Annotated in this window: 19 protein-coding genes; 6 read left to right on the forward strand and 13 right to left on the reverse strand. The window is 63.0% G+C overall.

Annotation, left to right across the window (positions count from 1 at the left end; all coding sequences use genetic code 11):
* Positions 1-10 precede the first annotated feature (10 nt).
* Entirely contained in the window at positions 11-349 is a 339-nt protein-coding gene (locus tag EGJ86_RS14865) for a Na+/H+ antiporter subunit G (protein ID WP_125835644.1), read from the forward strand.
* A 99-nt stretch (positions 350-448) separates the two neighbouring features.
* The gene (locus EGJ86_RS14870; RefSeq protein WP_125835645.1) at positions 449-964 is read left to right on the forward strand and encodes a GNAT family N-acetyltransferase; all 516 of its coding nucleotides are present in this window, start codon (positions 449-451) and stop codon (positions 962-964) included.
* A gap of 229 nt (positions 965-1193) precedes the next feature.
* Here the strand turns inward: EGJ86_RS14870 and EGJ86_RS14875 are convergent, their stop codons facing one another.
* From EGJ86_RS14875 to EGJ86_RS14890, 4 genes are all read right to left on the reverse strand, one after another.
* Positions 1194-2807, reverse strand: a complete 1614-nt coding sequence (locus EGJ86_RS14875; protein ID WP_125835647.1) for an NAD(P)/FAD-dependent oxidoreductase — start codon at positions 2805-2807, stop codon at positions 1194-1196.
* 165 nt (positions 2808-2972) lie between these two features.
* A complete protein-coding gene (locus EGJ86_RS14880) occupies positions 2973-4166 on the reverse strand; it encodes an MFS transporter (RefSeq protein ID WP_256672451.1) in 1194 nt (397 codons plus the stop codon).
* A gap of 32 nt (positions 4167-4198) precedes the next feature.
* The gene (locus tag EGJ86_RS14885) at positions 4199-4810 is read right to left on the reverse strand and encodes an NADPH-dependent F420 reductase (RefSeq protein ID WP_106732955.1); all 612 of its coding nucleotides are present in this window, start codon (positions 4808-4810) and stop codon (positions 4199-4201) included.
* A gap of 68 nt (positions 4811-4878) precedes the next feature.
* The gene (locus tag EGJ86_RS14890) at positions 4879-5643 is read right to left on the reverse strand and encodes a 3-oxoacyl-ACP reductase family protein (RefSeq protein ID WP_125835649.1); all 765 of its coding nucleotides are present in this window, start codon (positions 5641-5643) and stop codon (positions 4879-4881) included.
* Positions 5644-5759: 116 nt separating this feature from the next.
* Between EGJ86_RS14890 and EGJ86_RS14895 the strand changes: the two genes are divergently transcribed.
* Positions 5760-6689 carry a LysR family transcriptional regulator gene (locus EGJ86_RS14895; RefSeq protein ID WP_106732953.1) on the forward strand — a complete coding sequence of 310 codons (930 nt, stop codon included), beginning with the start codon at positions 5760-5762 and terminating at the stop codon, positions 6687-6689.
* A 59-nt stretch (positions 6690-6748) separates the two neighbouring features.
* Here EGJ86_RS14895 and EGJ86_RS14900 read toward each other — a convergent pair whose 3' ends face one another.
* Complete coding sequence (locus tag EGJ86_RS14900) at positions 6749-7432, reverse strand: COG3650 family protein (protein ID WP_125835651.1); 684 nt, start codon at positions 7430-7432, stop codon at positions 6749-6751.
* Between the two features lie 126 nt (positions 7433-7558).
* On the opposite strand from EGJ86_RS14900, the gene EGJ86_RS14905 reads away from it, so the two are divergent.
* A complete protein-coding gene (locus tag EGJ86_RS14905) occupies positions 7559-8440 on the forward strand; it encodes an RluA family pseudouridine synthase (RefSeq protein WP_125835652.1) in 882 nt (293 codons plus the stop codon).
* A 149-nt stretch (positions 8441-8589) separates the two neighbouring features.
* Here EGJ86_RS14905 and EGJ86_RS14910 read toward each other — a convergent pair whose 3' ends face one another.
* The 5 genes from EGJ86_RS14910 to EGJ86_RS14930 all read right to left on the reverse strand — a co-directional run bounded on the left by EGJ86_RS14910 (position 8590) and on the right by EGJ86_RS14930 (position 13930).
* Positions 8590-9612, reverse strand: coding sequence for an AbrB family transcriptional regulator (locus EGJ86_RS14910; RefSeq protein WP_125835654.1), 1023 nt, complete (start codon positions 9610-9612; stop codon positions 8590-8592).
* Complete coding sequence (locus EGJ86_RS14915) at positions 9596-11116, reverse strand: tripartite tricarboxylate transporter permease (RefSeq protein WP_106732949.1); 1521 nt, start codon at positions 11114-11116, stop codon at positions 9596-9598. The genes EGJ86_RS14910 and EGJ86_RS14915 overlap by 17 nt, the downstream gene beginning before the upstream one ends.
* 1 nt (position 11117) lies before the next feature.
* Entirely contained in the window at positions 11118-11561 is a 444-nt protein-coding gene (locus EGJ86_RS14920) for a tripartite tricarboxylate transporter TctB family protein (protein WP_125835656.1), read from the reverse strand.
* 90 nt (positions 11562-11651) lie between these two features.
* Positions 11652-12632 carry a tripartite tricarboxylate transporter substrate binding protein gene (locus EGJ86_RS14925; RefSeq protein WP_104727086.1) on the reverse strand — a complete coding sequence of 327 codons (981 nt, stop codon included), beginning with the start codon at positions 12630-12632 and terminating at the stop codon, positions 11652-11654.
* Positions 12633-12664: 32 nt separating this feature from the next.
* Positions 12665-13930 (reverse strand): OprD family porin, encoded by a 1266-nt coding sequence (locus EGJ86_RS14930; RefSeq protein ID WP_256672453.1) that lies wholly within the window; start codon positions 13928-13930, stop codon positions 12665-12667.
* Between the two features lie 268 nt (positions 13931-14198).
* Here EGJ86_RS14930 and EGJ86_RS14935 point away from each other — a divergent pair, with 268 nt between their 5' ends.
* Both EGJ86_RS14935 and EGJ86_RS14940 read left to right on the forward strand, forming a co-directional pair.
* Complete coding sequence (locus tag EGJ86_RS14935; protein ID WP_106733155.1) at positions 14199-14870, forward strand: response regulator; 672 nt, start codon at positions 14199-14201, stop codon at positions 14868-14870.
* Positions 14867-16264, forward strand: coding sequence for a sensor histidine kinase (locus EGJ86_RS14940; protein WP_125835659.1), 1398 nt, complete (start codon positions 14867-14869; stop codon positions 16262-16264). Before EGJ86_RS14935 ends, EGJ86_RS14940 begins: the two co-directional genes overlap by 4 nt.
* Here the strand turns inward: EGJ86_RS14940 and EGJ86_RS14945 are convergent.
* The 3 genes from EGJ86_RS14945 to EGJ86_RS14955 all read right to left on the reverse strand — a co-directional run bounded on the left by EGJ86_RS14945 (position 16247) and on the right by EGJ86_RS14955 (position 18892).
* Positions 16247-17002 (reverse strand): ABC transporter substrate-binding protein, encoded by a 756-nt coding sequence (locus EGJ86_RS14945; RefSeq protein WP_125835660.1) that lies wholly within the window; start codon positions 17000-17002, stop codon positions 16247-16249. The two genes, EGJ86_RS14940 and EGJ86_RS14945, sit on opposite strands and share 18 nt — an antisense overlap.
* 65 nt (positions 17003-17067) lie before the next feature.
* Positions 17068-17904 (reverse strand): HDOD domain-containing protein, encoded by an 837-nt coding sequence (locus EGJ86_RS14950; protein ID WP_125835662.1) that lies wholly within the window; start codon positions 17902-17904, stop codon positions 17068-17070.
* 46 nt (positions 17905-17950) lie between these two features.
* Complete coding sequence (locus EGJ86_RS14955) at positions 17951-18892, reverse strand: folate-binding protein YgfZ (RefSeq protein ID WP_125835663.1); 942 nt, start codon at positions 18890-18892, stop codon at positions 17951-17953.
* Positions 18893-18972 lie beyond the last annotated feature (80 nt).

Genomic DNA, 18972 nt, shown 5'->3' on the forward strand with positions numbered 1-18972 from the left:
GGGAATGACCATGCCGTTCTGGCTGGAACTGTTGATTTGCGCTTGCCTGGTCCTGGGCAGCCTGTTCGCCCTGGTCGGTGCCATCGGGTTGTATCGCTTGCCGGACTTCTTTACCCGTCTGCATGGTCCGACCAAGGCCACGACGCTGGGGGTCGGCGCTACGCTGATCGCTTCGATGCTGTTCTTCGCTCATCACACCGGCAGTCTCAGTCTGCATGAGCTGCTGATCACCTTGTTCCTGTTCCTCACTGCGCCGGTCAGTGCGCACATCCTGTCCAAGGCGGCGATGCAGCAGAAGGTCGAGCTGACCGAGAAGACCCGTGGCCAGCCGTGGGACGATGATCACTGATTCACTGTCAGGTATTTCTCGTGCCTGGCTGTCACTGTCGCCAGGCAATTCCCCGGCCTAGACTGCGCCCTGAAATCAAGTTCAGGGGGAGTTGGGAGCATGAGCGAGCTGATCATTCGTCAGGCCGTTGCCGAGGATATCGAAGCGCTCTGCGCGCTGATTCTCGAGCACGGGCCCAATCCCTGGAATCATTTACCTGAAGTCGAAGTTCGCCAACACCTGCAGGATATTGAGACGAACGCGACGCTGGCGGTGTTGGCCGAGGAGCAGGAGCAACTGCTGGGTTTCGTCAGCTATCGTCTGACGCAGGATTTCGCGGCTCATCAACCTGCGGCGCGTGCCGGGCAGTTGCATGGCTATATCTGTGAGGCGGTGGTGCACCGCGATTGCGCGGGTCGCGGACTTGGTGCTCATCTGCTCACGGAGGCAGTGCAGGACTTGTGGCGTCGGGACGTATGCGACGTCTATATCGACCGTCACGAAGAGAATGCCGCATCGGCAGGGATGATGCGCAAGGCTGGTTTCAGTGAGTTACTGACCTATGCCGACCCCGCGCGTCGTCCGAATGGTTCGCGGCGTTCGACGCTGTGCTGCCTGCGCTGCGGGGACCTTTGACGCTTGTGCGGCTGCGCGCTATCGAGACTGACGGATATGCGTAGGGTGGGTTAGGCGCCTGTCGCCTATCTTGATAAGCCTGCAAAGTCTGTTGCGCCGTAACCCACCATTGGCGCAGCGCAGGGCCCTCGCCTGGTGGGGTATGCGGCGCAATACGATGGCGGTGATCGGACATTTACAGGCTTGGCGCCGCTAACCCACCCTACGGGGTGCGTGATCCGAATAGGGCTTAGCTATTCAACCCAAGCATATCCTTGGCCACCGCTTCGGCCACACGAATGCCGTCGACGCCAGCAGAGAGGATGCCACCGGCATAACCGGCGCCTTCACCAGCTGGGTACAGACCCTTGAGATTCAGGCTCTGCAGATTCTCGTCACGGGTGATGCGCACCGGCGATGAGGTGCGCGTTTCGATGCCGGTGAGTACCGCGTCGGCCAGGTCGAAACCCTTGATCTGCTTGCCGAAGGCCGGTAGCGCCTCGCGGATGGCTTCGATGGCGAAATCCGGTAGCGAGGGCGCCAGATCACCCAGTTTCACCCCCGGCTTGTAGGACGGCTGCACCTCGCCAAGGGCGGTGGATGGCGTGCCCTTGATGAAGTCGCCGACCAGTTGCCCGGGCGCCTCGTAGTTGCGACCGCCGAGCACGTAGGCGTGCGACTCCAGGCGCTCCTGCAGTTCCACGCCAGCCAGCGGGCCGCCCGGGTAGTCCTGTTCGGGGGTGATGCCGACGACGATGCCGGCGTTGGCGTTGCGCTCGTTGCGCGAGTACTGGCTCATGCCGTTGGTGACCACGCGCTCCGGCTCGGAGGTGGCGGCGACCACAGTGCCGCCCGGGCACATGCAGAAGCTGTAGACCGAGCGACCATTGCTGGCGTGGTGCACCAGCTTGTAATCGGCAGCGCCGAGTTTCGGGTGGCCGGCGTACTTGCCCAGGCGGGCGCGGTCGATCAGCGACTGCGGGTGTTCGATGCGGAAACCGACCGAGAAGGGCTTGGCCTCTAGGTACACGCCACGGGCATGCAGCATGCGGAAGGTGTCACGCGAGCTGTGGCCGAGGGCGAGTACCACATGGCGGCTGAGGATCTGCTCGCCACTTTCCAGCACCACGCCGGTGAGCTGGTCGTCTTCGATGAGCAGGTCGCTGACACGCTCCTGGAAGCGCACTTCGCCGCCGAGCGCCTTGATCCCTTCACGCATCGTTGCCACCACGCCGGTCAGGCGGAAGGTGCCGATATGCGGCTTGCTGACGTATAGGATCTCGTCCGGCGCGCCGGCCTTGACGAACTCCTGCAGCACCTTGCGCCCGTGGTGATGCGGGTCCTTGATCTGGCTGTACAGCTTGCCGTCGGAGAAGGTGCCGGCGCCGCCTTCGCCGAACTGCACGTTGGATTCCGGGTTGAGCTGGTTCTTGCGCCACAGGCCCCAGGTGTCCTTGGTGCGTTGGCGTACTTCCTTGCCGCGCTCGAGCACGATGGGGCGCAGGCCGGCCTGGGCCAGGATCAGCGCGGCGAAGATACCGCAGGGGCCGAAACCGTCCACGATCGGGCGTTCGTCCAGCGGCGTTTCAGCTTTGCCCACGGGTTTGTAGGCGATGTCCGGTGCCGGGCCGACATGCTTGTCACCACTCAGGCGAGCGAGCAGGGCGGCTTCGTCTTTCACTTCGCAGTCGACGGTGTAGATGAACGGCATGTCGCCGTACTTCTTGCGCGCATCATAGCTGCGCTTGAACACGCTGAAGGCCAGCAGGTCATGGTCGGCGATGCCCAGGCGCTGGACGATGGCCGGGCGCAGGGCATCATCGGCATGGTCGAGGGGCAGTTTCAGTTCGGTCAGGCGAAGCATGGGCGGTGTCCTGGTTGGCCGGTGGTGATCCGGCAAGGTGAAGAAGGGGCGCGATTGTACGGGATTCGCTGCCCGGATGGAGGAGGCCGGCAATCTCGAACGACTGGCGGCTTTGCTCCGTTGAGCGTAGGTGAATGATGTTCTGAACGCTGCGCAAGTACGGGCTCAGCCACGCTGGCGTTCGATCGCGCGCCCCCGAATGAACATCAGGGCAGCGCCCGCGAAGGCTGCTGCTGCGGCATAGACGATCACGGCTTGCGAGTCGAGGCTGTCGATGATCAGCCCTCCTAGAACCGCACCCGCAGCAATGGCGACCTGGAAGGTCGATGACAGCAGGGCGCCAGCGCTTTCCGCGTGATCGGCGGCGGCGCGCGCGTTCCAGATCGAGATCGATACCGGGAAGGCGCCGAAGGCGAAACCCCATAGCGCAATCGCGACGAAGGCAATGTTGGCCTGTGTGCCGAAAAGGATCAGCGTGAGTGCAACGGCAGCGATCAGGAACGAGCAACTGCTGACAGCCCAGGCCGGACTGCGCGCGGCGACGGCGCCGCCGGCAAGGTTGCCGAAAAAGCCGCTGACACCGAAGGCCAGCAAGGCAAGCGAAACGGTCGCGACATCCAGGCGGGGAACCTCCTCGAGGAAGGGGCGGATGAAGGTCAGCGCGGCGAAGTGCCCGGAAATGACCAGCAGCCCGGTGCCGATGCCGACGACGACCGCACGCCGCGTCAGCGCTGCCTTGAAGGAGGCCAGGCCCGGCGCTGCCGCGGCCGGCAGTTTGGGCAGGGTCAGCATCTGGATCGCCAGCGCCACCACGCCAATACCGGACGCCGCCAGGAAGGTTGCCTGCCAGCCCCACAATTCTCCCAGGTAGGCACCCAGCGGGGCAGCGAAGATGGTGGCGAGCGAGATGCCCATCATGATGATCGAAATGGCCCGCGGCACCTTGTCCGGCGGCACCAGGCGCAGGGCAAGCGCTGCCATCATGGCCCAGAAGCTGCCGAGGGCGAAGCCCAGCAGTCCACGTGCGATCAGCAGTACCGTGATGTTCGAGGCATAGGCCGAAAGGATGCAGGAGAACACCAGCATGGCCATCAGCCCCCAGACGATCTTTTGTCGATCCAGGCGGCCCGAGAACAGCACCACCAGTGGTCCGGCGAATGCGGCGACCACGGCGGTGGCGGTGATGGCCTGGCCCACCGCGCCGTTGGATACGCCCAGGTCCGCGGCCATCGGCGTCAGCAGGCTGATCGGCAGGAATTCCGCCGTGACCAGGCCGAAGGCGCCCAGGGCAAGAGAGATGACGGCCCACCACGCAGCAGACATGGATCGGGTGTCAGCAGATGAATCGGTATGGGGCATTACGGAATCCTTCATTTTCGTCTCCCGGTAGCTCAGCCGAACTGCACCAGTTCGAGCGAGGGCAACGGCCCACCGGGGAATTGCATCAGGCGCCCACCTTCGGCCAGCTCGCCAAGGTCGAGAGCGGCGAAGCCCAGCTCATCGATCAGTGCGCTGACCTGGGTTTTTGCGTGATTGTCGTCACCGGCCAGGAACAGCACACGCCGGCCGCCGCGCTCGGCGGGATCGGCGATGAGCAATCTGGGGTTCAAGTGGTTGAACGCCTTCACTACATGGGCGCCCGGCACCAGGTCGGCAAACACCTCGCTTGAGGTGCGGCCATGCAGATCGATGGGATTGAACAGCGGCGCTTCGATCGGGTTGTTACTGTCGATGACGATACGCCCGGCGAAGTCGGCAAGCCCGGACAGTGCGGCTGGCAGCTTCGACCAGTTCACCGCGACCAGCACGATGGACTGTGCTGCCGCCTGCTCACGGGTGCCGGCACGGATGCTCGGGCCGATGGATTGTACCAGGCCTTGCAAGCTCTCTGGCCCACGGCTGTTGGCGAGGATTGCCGGAATGTTCCGCCGCGCCAGGGCGCGAGCGAAGGCCGCACCGATCTGACCGGCACCGATGATGCCGATGTATGGGGACGTGCTCATGAGCAGGTTCCTTATTGAAATTGGTCGTGGCGTCTGCGGGGCAGGCCTTTGGCCGGCCCCACAGCGCTTCAGGAGGTAAAGCCACCGTCGGCGTGAATGTCTGCGCCAGTGATGAGCGAAGCCTGCGGACTGGCGAGGAAGGCCACGAGGTTGGCGATCTCGGTCGACTCTCCGTAACGACCCAATGCGATGCGCGGGGTGAGCAGCTTGGCGATCTCACCATCGGCCGGATTCATGTCGGTGTTCACCGGGCCGGGGTGGATGCTGTTGACCGTGATCCCGCGTGGCCCCAGGTCATGCGCCAGGCTGCGGTTGAAACCGGCTACGGCGCCTTTGGTCAGGCCATATGCAGCGAGCCCGGGAACGCCCGCGTATTTGGTTACGGAGCTGCCGATATGAATGATGCGGCCGCCCTCCTGCATGTGCCGTACGGCTTCCTGGGTGGCGACGAAAACACCAGTGACGTTGATGTCCAGCATTGCCTGGTAGTCTTCGAAGCGGGTGTCTTCGATGGCACTGGCCGAGGCGATACCGGCGTTATTCACCAGAATGTCGAGGCTGCCGAACGCTTCTACCGTCTTCGCGACGGCGGCGCGCACGGCCTCGGGTTCGGCTGCGTTAGCCTGGATCGCCAGCGCTCGACCGCCCGCCGATTCGATTTCGACCGCGACTTCTTCAGCCAGTTTGGGCGAGCCATTGTAGGTGAAGGCAACTTGGGCACCGTCAGCGGCCAGGCGTTTGGCGATAGCTGCGCCGATAGAGCGAGAGCCGCCTGTTACGAGAGCCGTCTTGCCGGCCAGGGGAAGGGGTTGGGAAGAAATTACGTTGCTCATGGTTCACTCCGTTTGATTGCCGAGACATTCGGTGGAGTGACTATCGCGTTTTCATTCATCTTTGATTAGCAGCTAATCATTTGGATTATCTTCAAGTATCTGTTTAAGATCGGTCTATGGAGACATTAGCCAACCTGGAATCATTCGTACGCAGTGCCGAGAGCGGTAGCTTCTCGGCGGCTGCACGTCGCCTTGCTCTGACGCCGGCAGCGGTGAGCCGCAATGTCGCCATGCTGGAGCGCAACCTGGGTGTACGGTTGTTCCAGCGCTCGACGCGCAAGCTGACGCTGACCGAGGCGGGCGAGTCTTTCTTGGCCGCGGTTAGCGGCAATCTGGAGTCCTTGCAGAACGCCATCGCCGCCGTATCAGCCGATGATGGCCAGCCGGCCGGTGTGCTCAAGATCAGCCTGGCGCCATCCTTTGGGACCGGTTACCTGCTGCCTCTTTTGCCCGAGTTCCTGCAGCGTTATCCCCGCGTTCGCCCTGAATGGCATTTCGAGAACCGTACGGTCGACCTGATTTCCGAGGGCTACGACGCCGCCATCGGCGGTGGCTTCGAGCTGGCCAGCGGCGTGGTCGCCCGCACACTGGCGCCGCTGCACGTCGTTGCCTTTGCCTCTCCCGCTTATCTGGCTCGGCACAGGTTGCCAGCCGATCCATCAGGCCTGATCGAGCTGGACTGCATCGTCATGCGCTCTCTGTCTTCGGGTCGTATCCGTACCTGGAACATGCGCAACGCACAGGGCGATGAAGTGATCGCGACGATGCGTGAGACCCTGGTGGTCAACGATCCAACTGCTGTGCGAGAGGCTGCGCGGTTGGGCCTGGGAGTGGCGATGCTTGCCGTGCCCGATGTGTTGCCCTGGCTGGAGACGGGCGAGCTGGTGCGGGTGCTGCCGCGCTGGTGGGCGGATGCCGGCGCGTTGTCGCTGTATTACCCCAGTCGTCAGTTGCTGCCGGGCAAGACACGCAGCTTCATCGACTTCGTGGTCGAGGCCTTCGAGCGGGAAGATTACGCGCGGCGTTTCGCCGGAAGTTTGGGCTAGCACCCCGTTGAGCAATCCATGCCGGTGACACCTGGCGGGGCCACCGGCATTGGCGCGGCTCAGTTACGCATGGCGCCGAAATGTGCGCAGCCACGCAGCACCTGGCCGTCGAGGCGCAGTTCGGCGCTGAGGTGGTTGACCGCGCCGCTCATGCCGTCGACGCAGCGCTGCGGTGCAACCCACAGGTCCAGACGCTGACCGTTGGCTTCGCTGCTGAAACTCAGGCGACCATCCGGCAGCTGTTCTTCCAGATAAGGCAGGGCCAACGGCTCTTGATCAGGGCGGTTCAGTACCAGGCCCTTGCTACCGACTTCCACTTGCCAGAACGGCTCGTTGCCGCTGGCGCGCAGGGCCAGGCGCTTGAAATTGAGGTCGTCGCAGCCGTGTCCTTCACCTTGCAGGCGATAGATCTGGCTGACCTCGAAGCGACCATCGCTGCCCTTGCCCTTGCCCTTGCCCTGGCTGCCGCCCAGATGCCCGGCCAGATCGGCGAACAGGCTGGCCTGGCTATCACTGCCAAGTTGCATGACTTCGCGCTCGATACCGGTGGTGTCGCCATCGACCAGCACGAAGCGACGCTGTTCCTGGCAGGGAGTGAACAGCAGTTGACCATTTTCGACCTGGACTTGACCTTGCAGGCGAGTCGCCGGCGGTGGGCCTTCCGGCTTGCCGGTGTAGACCTGGCAGGCGGCCAGGAGCGGGAGAAGGGCGACGCTGGTAAGCAGGGAGCGGGTGATGGACATGAGTCTCTCCAGATACGAGCGGCCACCATAGCCACAGCGCGACCTTGGCTCAAGCCGTTTGCTTTGACTGGGCCGCACGAGTACGGCCTAATTCGCCCCTTCATAAGCCGTCGAGCAGCTTCTGCAATGCCCAACCCCGCCATGCGCCCCAGCACGCTTCATTTGCCCCAGGGCCACTGGGCGACGGTGCTCGATTGCCTGTGCGATCACTTTCCCGCCATCGACCGCGCCACCTGGCTGCAACGTATGGCGCGCGGTCGGGTGCTGGATGCGGCCGGTGCGCCTATCGATGCCACGCACCCTTATCGCGTCGGGCTCAAGGTGCGCTATTTCCGTGAGGTGCCGAACGAGACGCCGATTCCCTTCGACGAGCAGGTGCTGTGGCAGGACGAGCACCTGCTGGTCGCCGACAAACCGCATTTTCTGCCGGTGATGCCGGCCGGTGAATACGTTGAGCAGACGCTGCTGGCACGCCTGATCAAGCGCACCGGCAATCCCGATCTGGTGCCAATCCACCGCATCGACCGGCTGACGGCCGGCCTGGTGCTGTTCTCGGTCAATCCAGCCAGTCGCGGCCAGTATCAGGCACTGTTTCGCCAGCGTGCGGTGGAGAAGTGCTATGAGGCCATCGCCCCTGCATTGCCGCAGCTGCAGTTTCCCTACCTACACCGTTCACGGATGGTTGATGGCGAGCCGTTCTTTCGTATGCAGGAAGTTGCTGGCGAGGCCAACAGCGAAACGCGAATCGAGGTGCTGGAACGACGCGGCGAACTGTGGCGTTACGGCTTGTCGCCGGTAACCGGGCGTAAGCATCAACTGCGCGTACATCTGGCCGGGCTCGGTGCGCCCATCGTCGGCGACGATTTCTATCCGCAGTTGCTGGAGTCGCGTAATCAGCCGGATGACTACGGCAAGCCGCTCAAGCTGCTGGCGCGCGGCTTGCGCTTCGTCGACCCGGTCAGTGGTCAAGTGCGTGAGTTCCAGAGCGAATTGCAGCTGCAGTGGTAGCTTCCACTCGTGGGAGGGGCTTCAGCCGCGAGCTTTTCGCCGCTACGACTGCATGGATGCAGGAGGTAGAGCGAAGCAGGACGCCAGAGCCGAAAGCGTCTTCCACCGTGTGTTGCCGAAGGCATAAAAAAAAGCCCGCACAAGGCGGGCTAAGCGTGGCTCTTGCACCAGAGCTTGAATAAGGGTTCGGCGAGGAACATCACCAGAAACAGCCGTAGCACCTGCAGGGCAGTGACCAGCGCTACCGATAGCTGCAAGGCTTCGGCGGTCAGACACAGCTCCGTGATACCGCCCGGCATCATGCCCAGCATCAACGACAGATGGTCTTCGCCGGCCAGCCAGCCAAGGGCTTCGCCGAGTGCGGCAGCGGCGAGCATCGCCAGCAGGGTGAAGGCCAGCACGCGGGCGAGAAAACCCGGCGCGCTGCGGAAGAAGGCGCGGTCGAAGTGACAGCCCAGGGCGCAACCGATCAGCCATTGGCCAAGCTGGCCCATGCCTTGCGGCAGGCCCAGATGCAGGTCGAAACTGGCACTGGCCACGGCGCAGGCGACCAGTGGCCCAAGCATCCAGGGGTTGGGTTGTTTCAGACGTCCCCAGAGCACTGCCAGCACAGCACCAGCGGCGAGCAGACCGGCTAACCAGGTCCAGTCCACCGGTGCGCGAGGTGGTGCGCTGACGTCGGGTAGGCCCCAGGTGAACAGCGCCGGAATCAGCAGCACCACCAGCAGCAGGCGCAGGCTATGCGCTGCCGCCACGCGCGCGGGCTGGGCATCGTGACGCAGGGCCAGATTGACCATCTCGCTGGCGCCGCCAGGCATGCTGGCGAAGAAGGCGGTAGCACGGTCTACGCCGGCACGGCGCAGGATGGCGATGCCGATCAGGCTGAGCAGAAGCGTGCCGAAAGCGCCCATGATGATGACCGGTAGATGGCTGAGCACCTGTTCCAGCACGTCGCTGGTGAAATGCAGGCCGATACCGCTGGCCACCAGCCACTGGCCGGCCTTGCGCCCGCCGGGCAGTTCACTGAAGGGGCGGTCGGCCAGACAGCGCACGGCGATGACCGCCAGCAAGGAACCGACCATCCACGGCAAAGGCCAGCCGGCGAGGCTGGCCAGGTAACCGCCGACCACTCCGGCCAGCGGCGTTACCCAAAGATCACGCGGCAGTGGCATCAGCCCCAGCCTTGATCTGCTTGCGTCGACGCATCCAGCGGATGCCCGGCAGGGCCAGCATCAGCGCTACCAGCGCCCACAGTACCAGGGTGATCGGGCTGCCCCAGAGGATGCCCAAGTCACCAGCGGAGATCGACAGCGCGCGACGCAGGTTGTCCTCCATCATCTCACCCAGTACGAAGCCGAGAATCACTGCCGAGAGTGGGAAATCCAGCTTGCGCAGGATGTAGCCAAACACGCCAAGCGCGATCATCAATACCAGGTCGAAGGTGGTGCTGTGTACCGCGTAGACACCGACCATGCTGATCACGGTGATGGCGGGCACCAGCACCCAGTTCGGCACGCTGAGCATGCGCGAGAACAGGCCGACCAGCGGAATGTTCATCACCAGCAGGATGATGTTGCCGATGAACAGCGAGGCGATCAGACCCCAGACCACGTCTGGCTGCTGTTCGAACAGCAGCGGGCCGGGCGTTATGTTGTACAGGGTCAGCGCACCAATCATCACGGCAGTGGTGCCTGAACCCGGCACGCCAAGGGTCAGCATCGGGATCAGCGAGCCGCAGGCCGAGGCGTTGTTAGCCGACTCAGGCGCCGCAACGCCGCGCAGGTCACCGTCGCCGAACTTGCCGCTGTCACCCGCCAGGCGCTTCTCGGTCATGTAGGTCATGGCGCTGGCGATGGTTGCACCGGCGCCCGGCAGTACGCCAATGATGAAGCCGGCGACCGAGCTGCGAATCATGGTCCAGAAGGTGAAGCAGTATTCCTTGAAGTTGAACAGCACGCGGCCGCTGGCCTTCACGGCCTTCTGGCCGTTGTGGGTGTTTTCCAGCATCAGCAGAATTTCGCTGACACTGAAGAAGCCGATCACCACGATGACGAACTGGATACCGTCGGACAGGCTGACGCTGTCGAAGGTGAAACGGTAGACCCCGGTAGTGGAGTCGACCCCGACTGTGGCCAGTGCCAAGCCGATCAGGGCCGAGAGCAAGGTCTTGACCGGCTTGTCGCCGACCATGCCGCCGAGGCAGGCAATCGCGAAGATCATCAGTACGAAGTACTCGGCCGGGCCGAAGGCCACTGCCCATTTCGCCAGGATCGGTGCGAACAGCACCACACCGCAGGTGGCGATCATGCTGCCGGTGAAGGAGCTCACTGCCGACAGCGACAGGGCGATGCCAGCCTTGCCCTGACGTGCCAGCGGGTAGCCGTCGAGGGTGGTCATCACCGCTGCAGCATCGCCGGGTACGTTGAGCAGAATGGCGGAAATACGCCCGCCATACTCGCATCCCAGATAGACGGCGGCGAGCAGAATCAGTGCGGTTTCCGGCGGCAGGCCAAGGGCGAAGGCCAAGGGCAGCAGCAGGGCAACACCGTTGATCGGGCCCAGGCCCGGCAGCAGACCGACGATGGTGCCAACGAAGGCACCGAACAGGGCAACCAGCAGGTTGGTCGGCCGGGTGGCGACGTCAAAGCCCTGCATCAGAAAATGTAATGTTTCCATCTCAGCTCTCCACCAACGCTTCGAACACGCCCAGTGGCAGCGGAACGTCTAGCGCATAATCGAACAATGCATACAGCAGCACACCCATCAGGGCGCCGCTAATCAGGCACGGCAGCACACGACCCGTGAACAGCAAGCCCAGAACGAAGGTTGCCAGTGCGGTACTCAGGACGAAGCCCAGGGGTTCGAAGAGCAGGGCATAGGCCAACAGGGTCAGGATGCAAAGGCCTGCACGCTGCAGCGCCTGGCGGCTGAGCGCCTCGGTCTGCGGACCCGGCTTGAAGATCAGCCAGGCGGCACCAGCAGCCATCAGTACCAGCAGCAGCAGCGGATAGGCCCTCGGGCCGACAGGGTCGTAGGCGAAGGGTGCCTGGAAACCCCAGGCGATGACTGCGAGAAAGGCGCACAACAGCAGCCAGATCGCAGCGAACAGGCGAACGTACATAGCAGTGGTCTCTTGCGTTGGGACAGGATCGAGCGGCGAGGCGCTCAACTACAGGTTCGGCGTCGGGCGACGCCGAACCTGTCGATGCACTTATTCCTGCATCAGGCCGAATTCACCGGCCAGGGTCTTGTACTCGGCAACCTGCTTGTGCACCAGGGTATCGAGGTCATCACCGGTAACCGACAATGGCAGCAGGTCGCGTTGTTCACGCAGTTTGGCGAACTCTTCGCTGGCCAGCAGGGTGTCGAACTGCTGTTTCCACCAGTTGAACTGCTCGTCGCTGACTTCCGGGCCCATGTAAAAACCGCGGATCACCGGCCAGGTGATGTCGTAGCCCTGCTCCTTGGCTGTCGGGATCTCGGCCAGCTTGCCCGGCAGACGCTCATCGGAGAGCACCGCAAGGATGCGTACTTTCTTCGCTTCCAGTTGCGGGGTGACTTCACCCAGGCCGCTGCTGGTGACCTGTACATGGCCGCCGAGCATGGCGGTGAGGGTTTCACCGCCGCCTTCGAAGGCAACATAGCGCAGGTTCTTCGGCTCGATCCCGGCCAGGCGGGCGATCAGCGCGGTCTGCATCCAGTCCTGGCCGCCGATGGTGGCGCCGGCGCCGAAGACGATGCTGGACGGATCTTTCTTCAGGGCCTGAACCAGGTCATCGAGATTTTTGTACGGAGAGTCGGCGCGCACGGTGATCGCACCGTAGTCGGTACCGACCGCGGCCAGCCAACGTACGGCGTTTTCGTCATAACGACCGAACTTGCCCTGGGCCAGGTTCAGCAGCGAGCCCGAGGAGAAGGCGGTGATGGTGCCCGGGTCCTTGGCGCGCTGAGCGACCACGGCGTTGTAGGCCACGGCGCCGACACCGCCTGGCATGTAGGTGACGCGCATTGGCGCCTTGAGCAGGCCTTCGTCTTTCAGACCACTCTGGGCCAGTTTGCAGGTCAGGTCGAAACCACCACCGGGCTTGGCCGGGGCGATGCATTCGGGGCGCTTGGGTTCGGCAGCCAGCAGTTGGCTGGCGAAGGCCAGGCAGGCAGTCGCCAGAGCGGCGCGGGTCAGTACGGATTTCATGATGGGTGATTCCTCACGAGTCTTGTTGTTGTTTACCAAATCGGCAGGGTGTAGCCGACGATGACACGGTTCTCGTCCGCGTCGCGGGCGAAGTCGGAGCGGAAGCTGGCGTTGCGCACGCGTACGTAGAGGTCCTTGAGCGGGCCGGTTTGCACCACGTACTTGAACTCGATATCGCGTTCCCATTCGCCGCCACGGTCGTCGGAGCCGGCGATACGTGCGTCGTCACCACGGATGTAACGGGTCATGAACGTCAGGCCGGGAACCCCGATGCTGGCGAAGTTGTAATCGTAGCGGGCCTGCCAGGAACGCTCGTCGGCGTTGGCGAAGTCGTTGATCTGCACGAAGTTGACCAGAAACGGATCGCTGCCATCGATGTAGGCAAAGCCGGTGTCGCCGCTCATGTCCTGGAAACCCAGGCCGAATTTGTGCGCCCCCAGGCCATAGCTGACCATGCCGTTGATGGCGCGGTTGTCGACCTTGCCGGCCTTGGCCGCGCCGCTGTCGCTGCTGTAGATCAGGCGCAGATCGCTGCTCAGGGTGCCAGGACCGATCTTGTGGCTGGTGAGCAAGCCGAGGAAGTGCTGACGATAGATGTCATCCAGATCGGCGAAGTAGTAGCGGCCGGTGACACCCGGGGTGAATTTGTAGTCGACGCCGGCCAGGTCCAGATGATCGGCACTGATGCCACCGGCAAAGCGGCTGTTCTTGCTGTTCAGTACCAGGTCTTCTTCGTCGGTGGATGCTCGGTCGATGACCTTGTCCAGGCGACCACCAGTGAAGGTCAGGCCCTCGAGTTCTGAAGAGGTCAGCAAGCCACCTTCGAATACCTGCGGCAGCAGACGGCTGTCGCTGGCCTTGACCACGGGCAGCTCGGGAACGTGCGAGCCATAGCGCAGCTCGGTAGCAGAGACCTTGACCTTGGCGGTCAGGCCTAGGCGGCTGAATTCGTCAGCGGAACGACCATCATCATGTACGGGCAGCAGATCGGTGCCGGTGCGGCCTCGACCGGAGTCGAGCTTGAGGCCGAGCAGACCCATGGCGTCGACACCGAAACCGACGGTGCCTTCGGTGAAGCCGGATTGCAGGTCGAGACGAAAGCCCTGACCCCATTCTTCACGTTTGTTCTGGCTGGAACCTTCGCGGAAATCGCGATTGAAATAGATGTTGGTAGCGGTGAGGCTGGCACTGCTGTCTTCGATGAAGGCGGCGTTGGCGAGGGGGGCAGCGCCGGTAGCGGCGATGGCCAGGCAGAGCAGGCGGACAGGCGGCAAAGCCTGGCGTGAGGCTGCGAGCATCATGTGGTCTCCGTTATTGTTCTTGTCGCTGCCTGGCACCACTGCCAGGTCGCTTGAGCAGGTGGATCGAGCCACCTTGTAACGATGCTATGAGGACAAGCTTTCACTAGGCTTTCATGAAAGAAAGATTTTTATGGCGGTGCGATGTTGCGTTCCGGCAGGTCACGTGAGCGGGCAAACAGACGCTGCTTTGGCATTTGAGCAATTCACAGCAGCCGTGGCGGCGCTACACTGCGCGCCTTTAACGATGCTGCAGTTGGAGGTGGCGGTGCGGATTCTGCTGGTCGAAGACCATCCGCAATTGGCGGAAAGCGTGGCTCAGGCGCTCAAGGGCGCCGGCTGGACTGTGGACGTTCTGCATGATGGCGTTGCCGCTGACCTTGCGCTGTGCAGCGAAGAGTACGCCTTGGCAATCCTCGATATCGGCCTGCCACGCCTGGACGGATTCGCGGTGCTGGCGCGCCTGCGTGACCGCGGCCAGACCCTGCCGGTACTGATGTTGACTGCACGTGGCGAAGTGAAAGACCGCGTGCATGGCCTCAATCTAGGTGCCGATGACTACCTGGCCAAACCCTTCGAGCTGACCGAGCTGGAGGCTCGGGTCAAAGCCCTGCTGCGGCGCAGCGTGCTGGGCGGCGAGCAGTTGCAGCGCTGCGGCGACCTGGTCTACGACCTTGGCGCACGTCGTTTCAGTCTCAAAGGCGAAGCGCTCAGCCTGACTGCCCGTGAACAGGCAGTGCTGGAGGCGATGATCGCCAGACCGGGCAGGGTGATGAGCAAGGAGCAACTGGCGGCGCAGGTGTTCGGTCTGGACGAGGATGCCAGTCCGGATGCCATCGAAATCTACATTCACCGCTTGCGCAAGAAGCTAGAGGGCAGTGCCGTGCGCATCGTCACCTTCCGTGGTCTCGGCTACCTGTTGGAAGCGGTCGAGGCATGAGTCGTGGTGTCAGTCTGCGTGGGCGTCTACTGCGGCGTCTGGCGCTGCTGTTATCGCTGATCCTGCTGCTGAGCAGCTTCAGTGCCTATTGGAGTGCGCGCCGCGCAGCTGACACCGCCTATGACCGAACGCTATTGGCATCGGCGCGTGCAGTGGCTGATGGTCTCTATGCCGACGACGGTCGGCTGCTCGCCAATATTCCTTATGTGGCACTGGATACCTTTGCCTACGACAGCGCCGGACGCATCTACTACCAAGTGCTCGACCTGCAGGGTAATCAGGTTTCCGGCTATGAGGACCTGCCGCCAGCGCCAGCGGGCACGCCACGCACTGACGATTATCCGGCGCTGGCCCACTTCTACGACGCTGTGTACCGCAACCAGGGCGTGCGAGTGGTCAGCCTGCTGCAGCCGGTCAGCGAACCGCAGCTCAATGGCATCGCTGAAATTCGTGTGGCGGAGACACAGGGCGCGCGCGAGCGCATGGCCCGTGAGCTGCTGATTGGCACCCTGTGGCGTATGGGCTTGCTTTCGTTCAGTGCACTGCTGCTGGTGTGGTTGGCCGTTAATCTGGCCTTGCGGCCACTGGAGGCGCTACGCCGGGAGGTCGCGGAAAGGGCCAGCGAAGACCTGCAGCCGTTGCCGGATAGTGGCCTGCCGCGAGAGGTGCAGCCGCTTGTGGAGGCCTTGAACCAGTTCAATGAACGTTTGCGAGGCCTGTTCGAGCGGCAGTCGCAGTTCATTGCCGATGCCGCCCATGAGTTGCGTACGCCTCTGGCGGCGCTGAAAGCGCGCATCACCCTGGGCTTGCGTGCCGAGCAGCCCGAGCAATGGCGTAGCACTCTTGAACAGGTGGCGCAGCAGGGTGACCGCCTGACGTTGCTGGCCAATCAACTGCTGTCGCTGGCGCGTATCGAGAGTGGTGCGCGAGCCATTACCGAAGGCGGTGCTCAGCGTATCGATCTCAGTCAGCTGGCGCGTGAACTGGGGCTGGCCATGGCGCCACTGGCTCATGCCCGTGGTGTTGCGCTGGCGCTGGAGGCTGATCAGTCGGTGTGGATCGATGGCGAGCCCACGTTGCTCAACGAGTTACTCAATAACCTGCTGGATAACGCATTGGCGCATACACCGGCCGGCGGCAACCTGATCATCCGCGCACTGGCGCCGTCGGTACTCGAGGTTGAGGATGACGGGCCGGGTATTCCCGAGGCCGAGCATGAGAAGGTTTTCGAGCGTTTCTACCGACGTAGCAACCTCGGCAATGGCGCAGGCCTCGGCTTGGCCATCGTTGGTGAGATCTGTCGCGCCCATCAGGCTCGTATCAGCCTGCATCAAGCGCAGCCGCATGGCCTGCGGGTACGTGTCGAGTTTCCGTTATCAGTGGCTGAGGCTTAGCGGCTGCTGAATCTCCAGCAGGTACTGGGAAACCTTGCCACTGTCGCGCAATTGATTCAGGCCACGATTGAAGCGTTGCACCAGTTGGTCATTGCCTGGCACCTCGCGCGATAGCAGCAGATGCAGACTGTCGCTGCGCAGAGGCTTGCGATGAACGCTCAGGCGCTGGCGTTCGGCAGCGCTGAATTTCTGATAGAGCAGGTCGAAGCCCACCACCTTGTCCACGGGAAACACATCGATGCGCCCGGCCAGCAACTGGCGCAGGCCCTGTTCATCACCGGTCAGGCGTACCACCTCGAGCTCTCCGGCGGCTTCGGCACGTTGAAAGGCTTCGCCGTAGTCATAGCCACGGGTACCCGCAATGCGCATACCGCGCAGATCCTCGACATCGCTCCAGTCAAACGCGTGGCTCTTGCGATGAAACAGGTAGTAACCGCTTTCGACCACCGGCTCGCTGATGTGAAAGTGTTGTTCACGTTCGGGGTTGGCAAGCCAGACGGCGCTGCCGTCGCGCGTGCCTTGTTCGGCCATTTTCAGCGAGCGTGCCCACGGGTGAAATTCCCATTGCACCTCGACGCCTTGCAGCGCAAATGCCTCGGCGACGATGCGTGAGGCCACGCCATGGTGGGGCAGGGTTTCGCCGAGGTACGGCGGCCATTCGCCGTTGGTGAGGCGCACCTGCTCGGCAGCCTGGGCGCTGCTGAGCATCAGGACGAGCAGGAGAAATGCGTAATGCATGGCTCTACTTCCTCAAGCGAATGGCTCGAGTGTAGAGGCATTTTGCCATCCTTGGCGAGATGCTGTTATTGCAGCATGCCCATGGCTGCTTCCATGGCGGCGGAGAGGTCTTCGTCGGCCTGCATGTCGACCTGCGGGTCCAGACCAAGCTTGGCGAACGCTGGCACTTTGCTCCAGTCCAGCTGGGTGTAGGGGTGCTCGCTGCCCAGGTAGCTTTGCAGCGTGGCGACCTGAACGATATCGACGTAATCGACCTTGGCCGAGTCGCGGGTGAAATCCAGGTACTGGCTCGGCACGATGGCGATGGGCTCGGGGAACTCCCAGGTACGCAGGATCTTGTCGCCGATGATCGGGTGAATCTGCTCGATCACGTGATTGAGGCTGATGGAGTCGGCCAGCAGCTCGTTGTGTTCTTCGGCATAGGTGAGGATCGGCAGCACGCCGATCTGGTGCACCAGGCCGGCGAGGGTGGCCTGGTCCGGCATCAGGCGGGTGTAGTGACGGCACAATACGTGACAGATACCGGCGATCTCGGTGCTCTTGTTCCACACCTCGCGCATCTTGCGGTCCACCACATCGCTGGTGGCCTGGAACATCTGCTCCATGGCCAGGCCGGTGGCCAGGTTGCAGGTGTAGTTGATGCCCAGACGGCTGACGGCCATCTGCAGGTCGGTGATTTCCTTGTTGCTGCGCAGCAGCGGGCTGTTGACCACCTTGATGATGCGCGCGGTCAGGGCTGCGTCGTTACCGATTACCTTGCTGATCTGCGGAATGCCCACATCCGGGTCTTCCGCTGCTTCACGCACCCGCAATGCCACCTCGGGCAAGGTGGGCAGTACCAGCTCATCGTTCTCGATGGCGTGGATCAGTTCCTGTTGGACTTTTTCGGCAAGCTTGCTCATGAAATAGCTCTCTTAGGCGATCCGATGCGGCGCCGGGGAAGTTTAGTCAGCGCTGGATTTCCTGGTCGGCATCCAGCTGATAAGGCAGATCGAGCAGGGTCAGCGTCGGGCCCTCACTGCTGCCGAGGTGAATACGGCCGTCGTTCACGGCATCTTCCTGCAGCACGGCGAGCAACTCGATGGCGTCGCCGGCCTGGGCCGCCAGCACCACTTCGCCAACGCTGGAACCATGCACCGGGGAGAACAATTCGACGCCGACGGCCGGCAGCTCGGAGCCGACCAGGCGCAGGCGCTGCAAGCGGCGCTTGAGCTTGCCCAGGTACTGCATGCGCGCGACGATTTCCTGGCCGGTGTAGCAGCCCTTCTTGAAGCTTACGCCGCCGAGGGCCTGCAGGTTGATCATCTGCGGAATGAACAGCTCACGTGTGGCGCCGAACACCTGGCCCACGCCGGCACGAACCTGAGCCAGTAGCCAATCGTTCAGCGGCGCTTGCGGCAGCGCGGTGGCCAGGCGGCCTTGCAGTTGTTCTGTTTCGGCAGCCGGAGCCCACAGCTCTGCACGGCCATCGCTCAGGCGCACGGCAATCAACGGTCCAGCGCTGGTGATGGAGTCGCTGGCAGAGCCCAATTGCAGGCCAAGCTCGCCGAGTACGGCGTCGCCGCCGGCCAGGCCGAAACGGACCCAGGCGGCGCGTTCATCGCTGAGCGTGGATTTGGAGAACACCGCATATTTCTGCAGATCGGCCTGCTGCGACTCGATCAGTTCGCGTGCCATGGCCAGCAGATAGCCGTCTTCCACCGGGACGATGCGAAAGCTCGACAGCATGCGGCCCTTGGGCGTGCAGCGGGCGCCAAGACTGGATTGGCTGGCGCTGAGGTAATTGAGGTTGCAGGTCACTTGGCCCTGCAGGAACTTGGCTGCGTCCACGCCGCGGATGGCGAGCAGGCCTTCGTGATCGAGGAGGGTGAAGTAAGCGCTATCGGCCATGATGCAAATCGAATCGCTGAATAAAGGTCAGGGGCATCATCATAGTGGGCAGGGCAGGGCCTTGTCAGCGCAATTGCACA

The sequence above is a fragment of the Pseudomonas sp. o96-267 genome, from assembly GCF_003935465.1.
GTDB classification, from domain to species: Bacteria; Pseudomonadota; Gammaproteobacteria; order Pseudomonadales; family Pseudomonadaceae; genus Aquipseudomonas; species Aquipseudomonas sediminis.

What these genes read in the sequence shown, in the direction of transcription:
- EGJ86_RS14890 (WP_125835649.1), bottom strand. Translation starts at nt 5,643, where the DNA reads ATGAGCAACGTAATTTCTTCCCAACCCCTTCCCCTGGCCGGCAAGACG.
- EGJ86_RS14955 (WP_125835663.1), bottom strand. Translation starts at nt 18,892, where the DNA reads ATGGCCGATAGCGCTTACTTCACCCTCCTCGATCACGAAGGCCTGCTC.
- EGJ86_RS14945 (WP_125835660.1), bottom strand. Translation starts at nt 17,002, where the DNA reads ATGCATTACGCATTTCTCCTGCTCGTCCTGATGCTCAGCAGCGCCCAG.
- EGJ86_RS14920 (WP_125835656.1), bottom strand. Translation starts at nt 11,561, where the DNA reads ATGTACGTTCGCCTGTTCGCTGCGATCTGGCTGCTGTTGTGCGCCTTT.
- EGJ86_RS14875 (WP_125835647.1), bottom strand. Translation starts at nt 2,807, where the DNA reads ATGCTTCGCCTGACCGAACTGAAACTGCCCCTCGACCATGCCGATGAT.
- EGJ86_RS14910 (WP_125835654.1), bottom strand. Translation starts at nt 9,612, where the DNA reads ATGCCACTGCCGCGTGATCTTTGGGTAACGCCGCTGGCCGGAGTGGTC.
- EGJ86_RS14950 (WP_125835662.1), bottom strand. Translation starts at nt 17,904, where the DNA reads ATGAGCAAGCTTGCCGAAAAAGTCCAACAGGAACTGATCCACGCCATC.
- EGJ86_RS14885 (WP_106732955.1), bottom strand. Translation starts at nt 4,810, where the DNA reads ATGAGCACGTCCCCATACATCGGCATCATCGGTGCCGGTCAGATCGGT.
- EGJ86_RS14930 (WP_256672453.1), bottom strand. Translation starts at nt 13,930, where the DNA reads ATGCTCGCAGCCTCACGCCAGGCTTTGCCGCCTGTCCGCCTGCTCTGC.
- EGJ86_RS14895 (WP_106732953.1), top strand. Translation starts at nt 5,760, where the DNA reads ATGGAGACATTAGCCAACCTGGAATCATTCGTACGCAGTGCCGAGAGC.
- EGJ86_RS14940 (WP_125835659.1), top strand. Translation starts at nt 14,867, where the DNA reads ATGAGTCGTGGTGTCAGTCTGCGTGGGCGTCTACTGCGGCGTCTGGCG.
- EGJ86_RS14900 (WP_125835651.1), bottom strand. Translation starts at nt 7,432, where the DNA reads ATGTCCATCACCCGCTCCCTGCTTACCAGCGTCGCCCTTCTCCCGCTC.
- EGJ86_RS14865 (WP_125835644.1), top strand. Translation starts at nt 11, where the DNA reads ATGCCGTTCTGGCTGGAACTGTTGATTTGCGCTTGCCTGGTCCTGGGC.
- EGJ86_RS14925 (WP_104727086.1), bottom strand. Translation starts at nt 12,632, where the DNA reads ATGAAATCCGTACTGACCCGCGCCGCTCTGGCGACTGCCTGCCTGGCC.
- EGJ86_RS14870 (WP_125835645.1), top strand. Translation starts at nt 449, where the DNA reads ATGAGCGAGCTGATCATTCGTCAGGCCGTTGCCGAGGATATCGAAGCG.
- EGJ86_RS14880 (WP_256672451.1), bottom strand. Translation starts at nt 4,166, where the DNA reads ATGCCCCATACCGATTCATCTGCTGACACCCGATCCATGTCTGCTGCG.
- EGJ86_RS14905 (WP_125835652.1), top strand. Translation starts at nt 7,559, where the DNA reads ATGCCCAACCCCGCCATGCGCCCCAGCACGCTTCATTTGCCCCAGGGC.
- EGJ86_RS14915 (WP_106732949.1), bottom strand. Translation starts at nt 11,116, where the DNA reads ATGGAAACATTACATTTTCTGATGCAGGGCTTTGACGTCGCCACCCGG.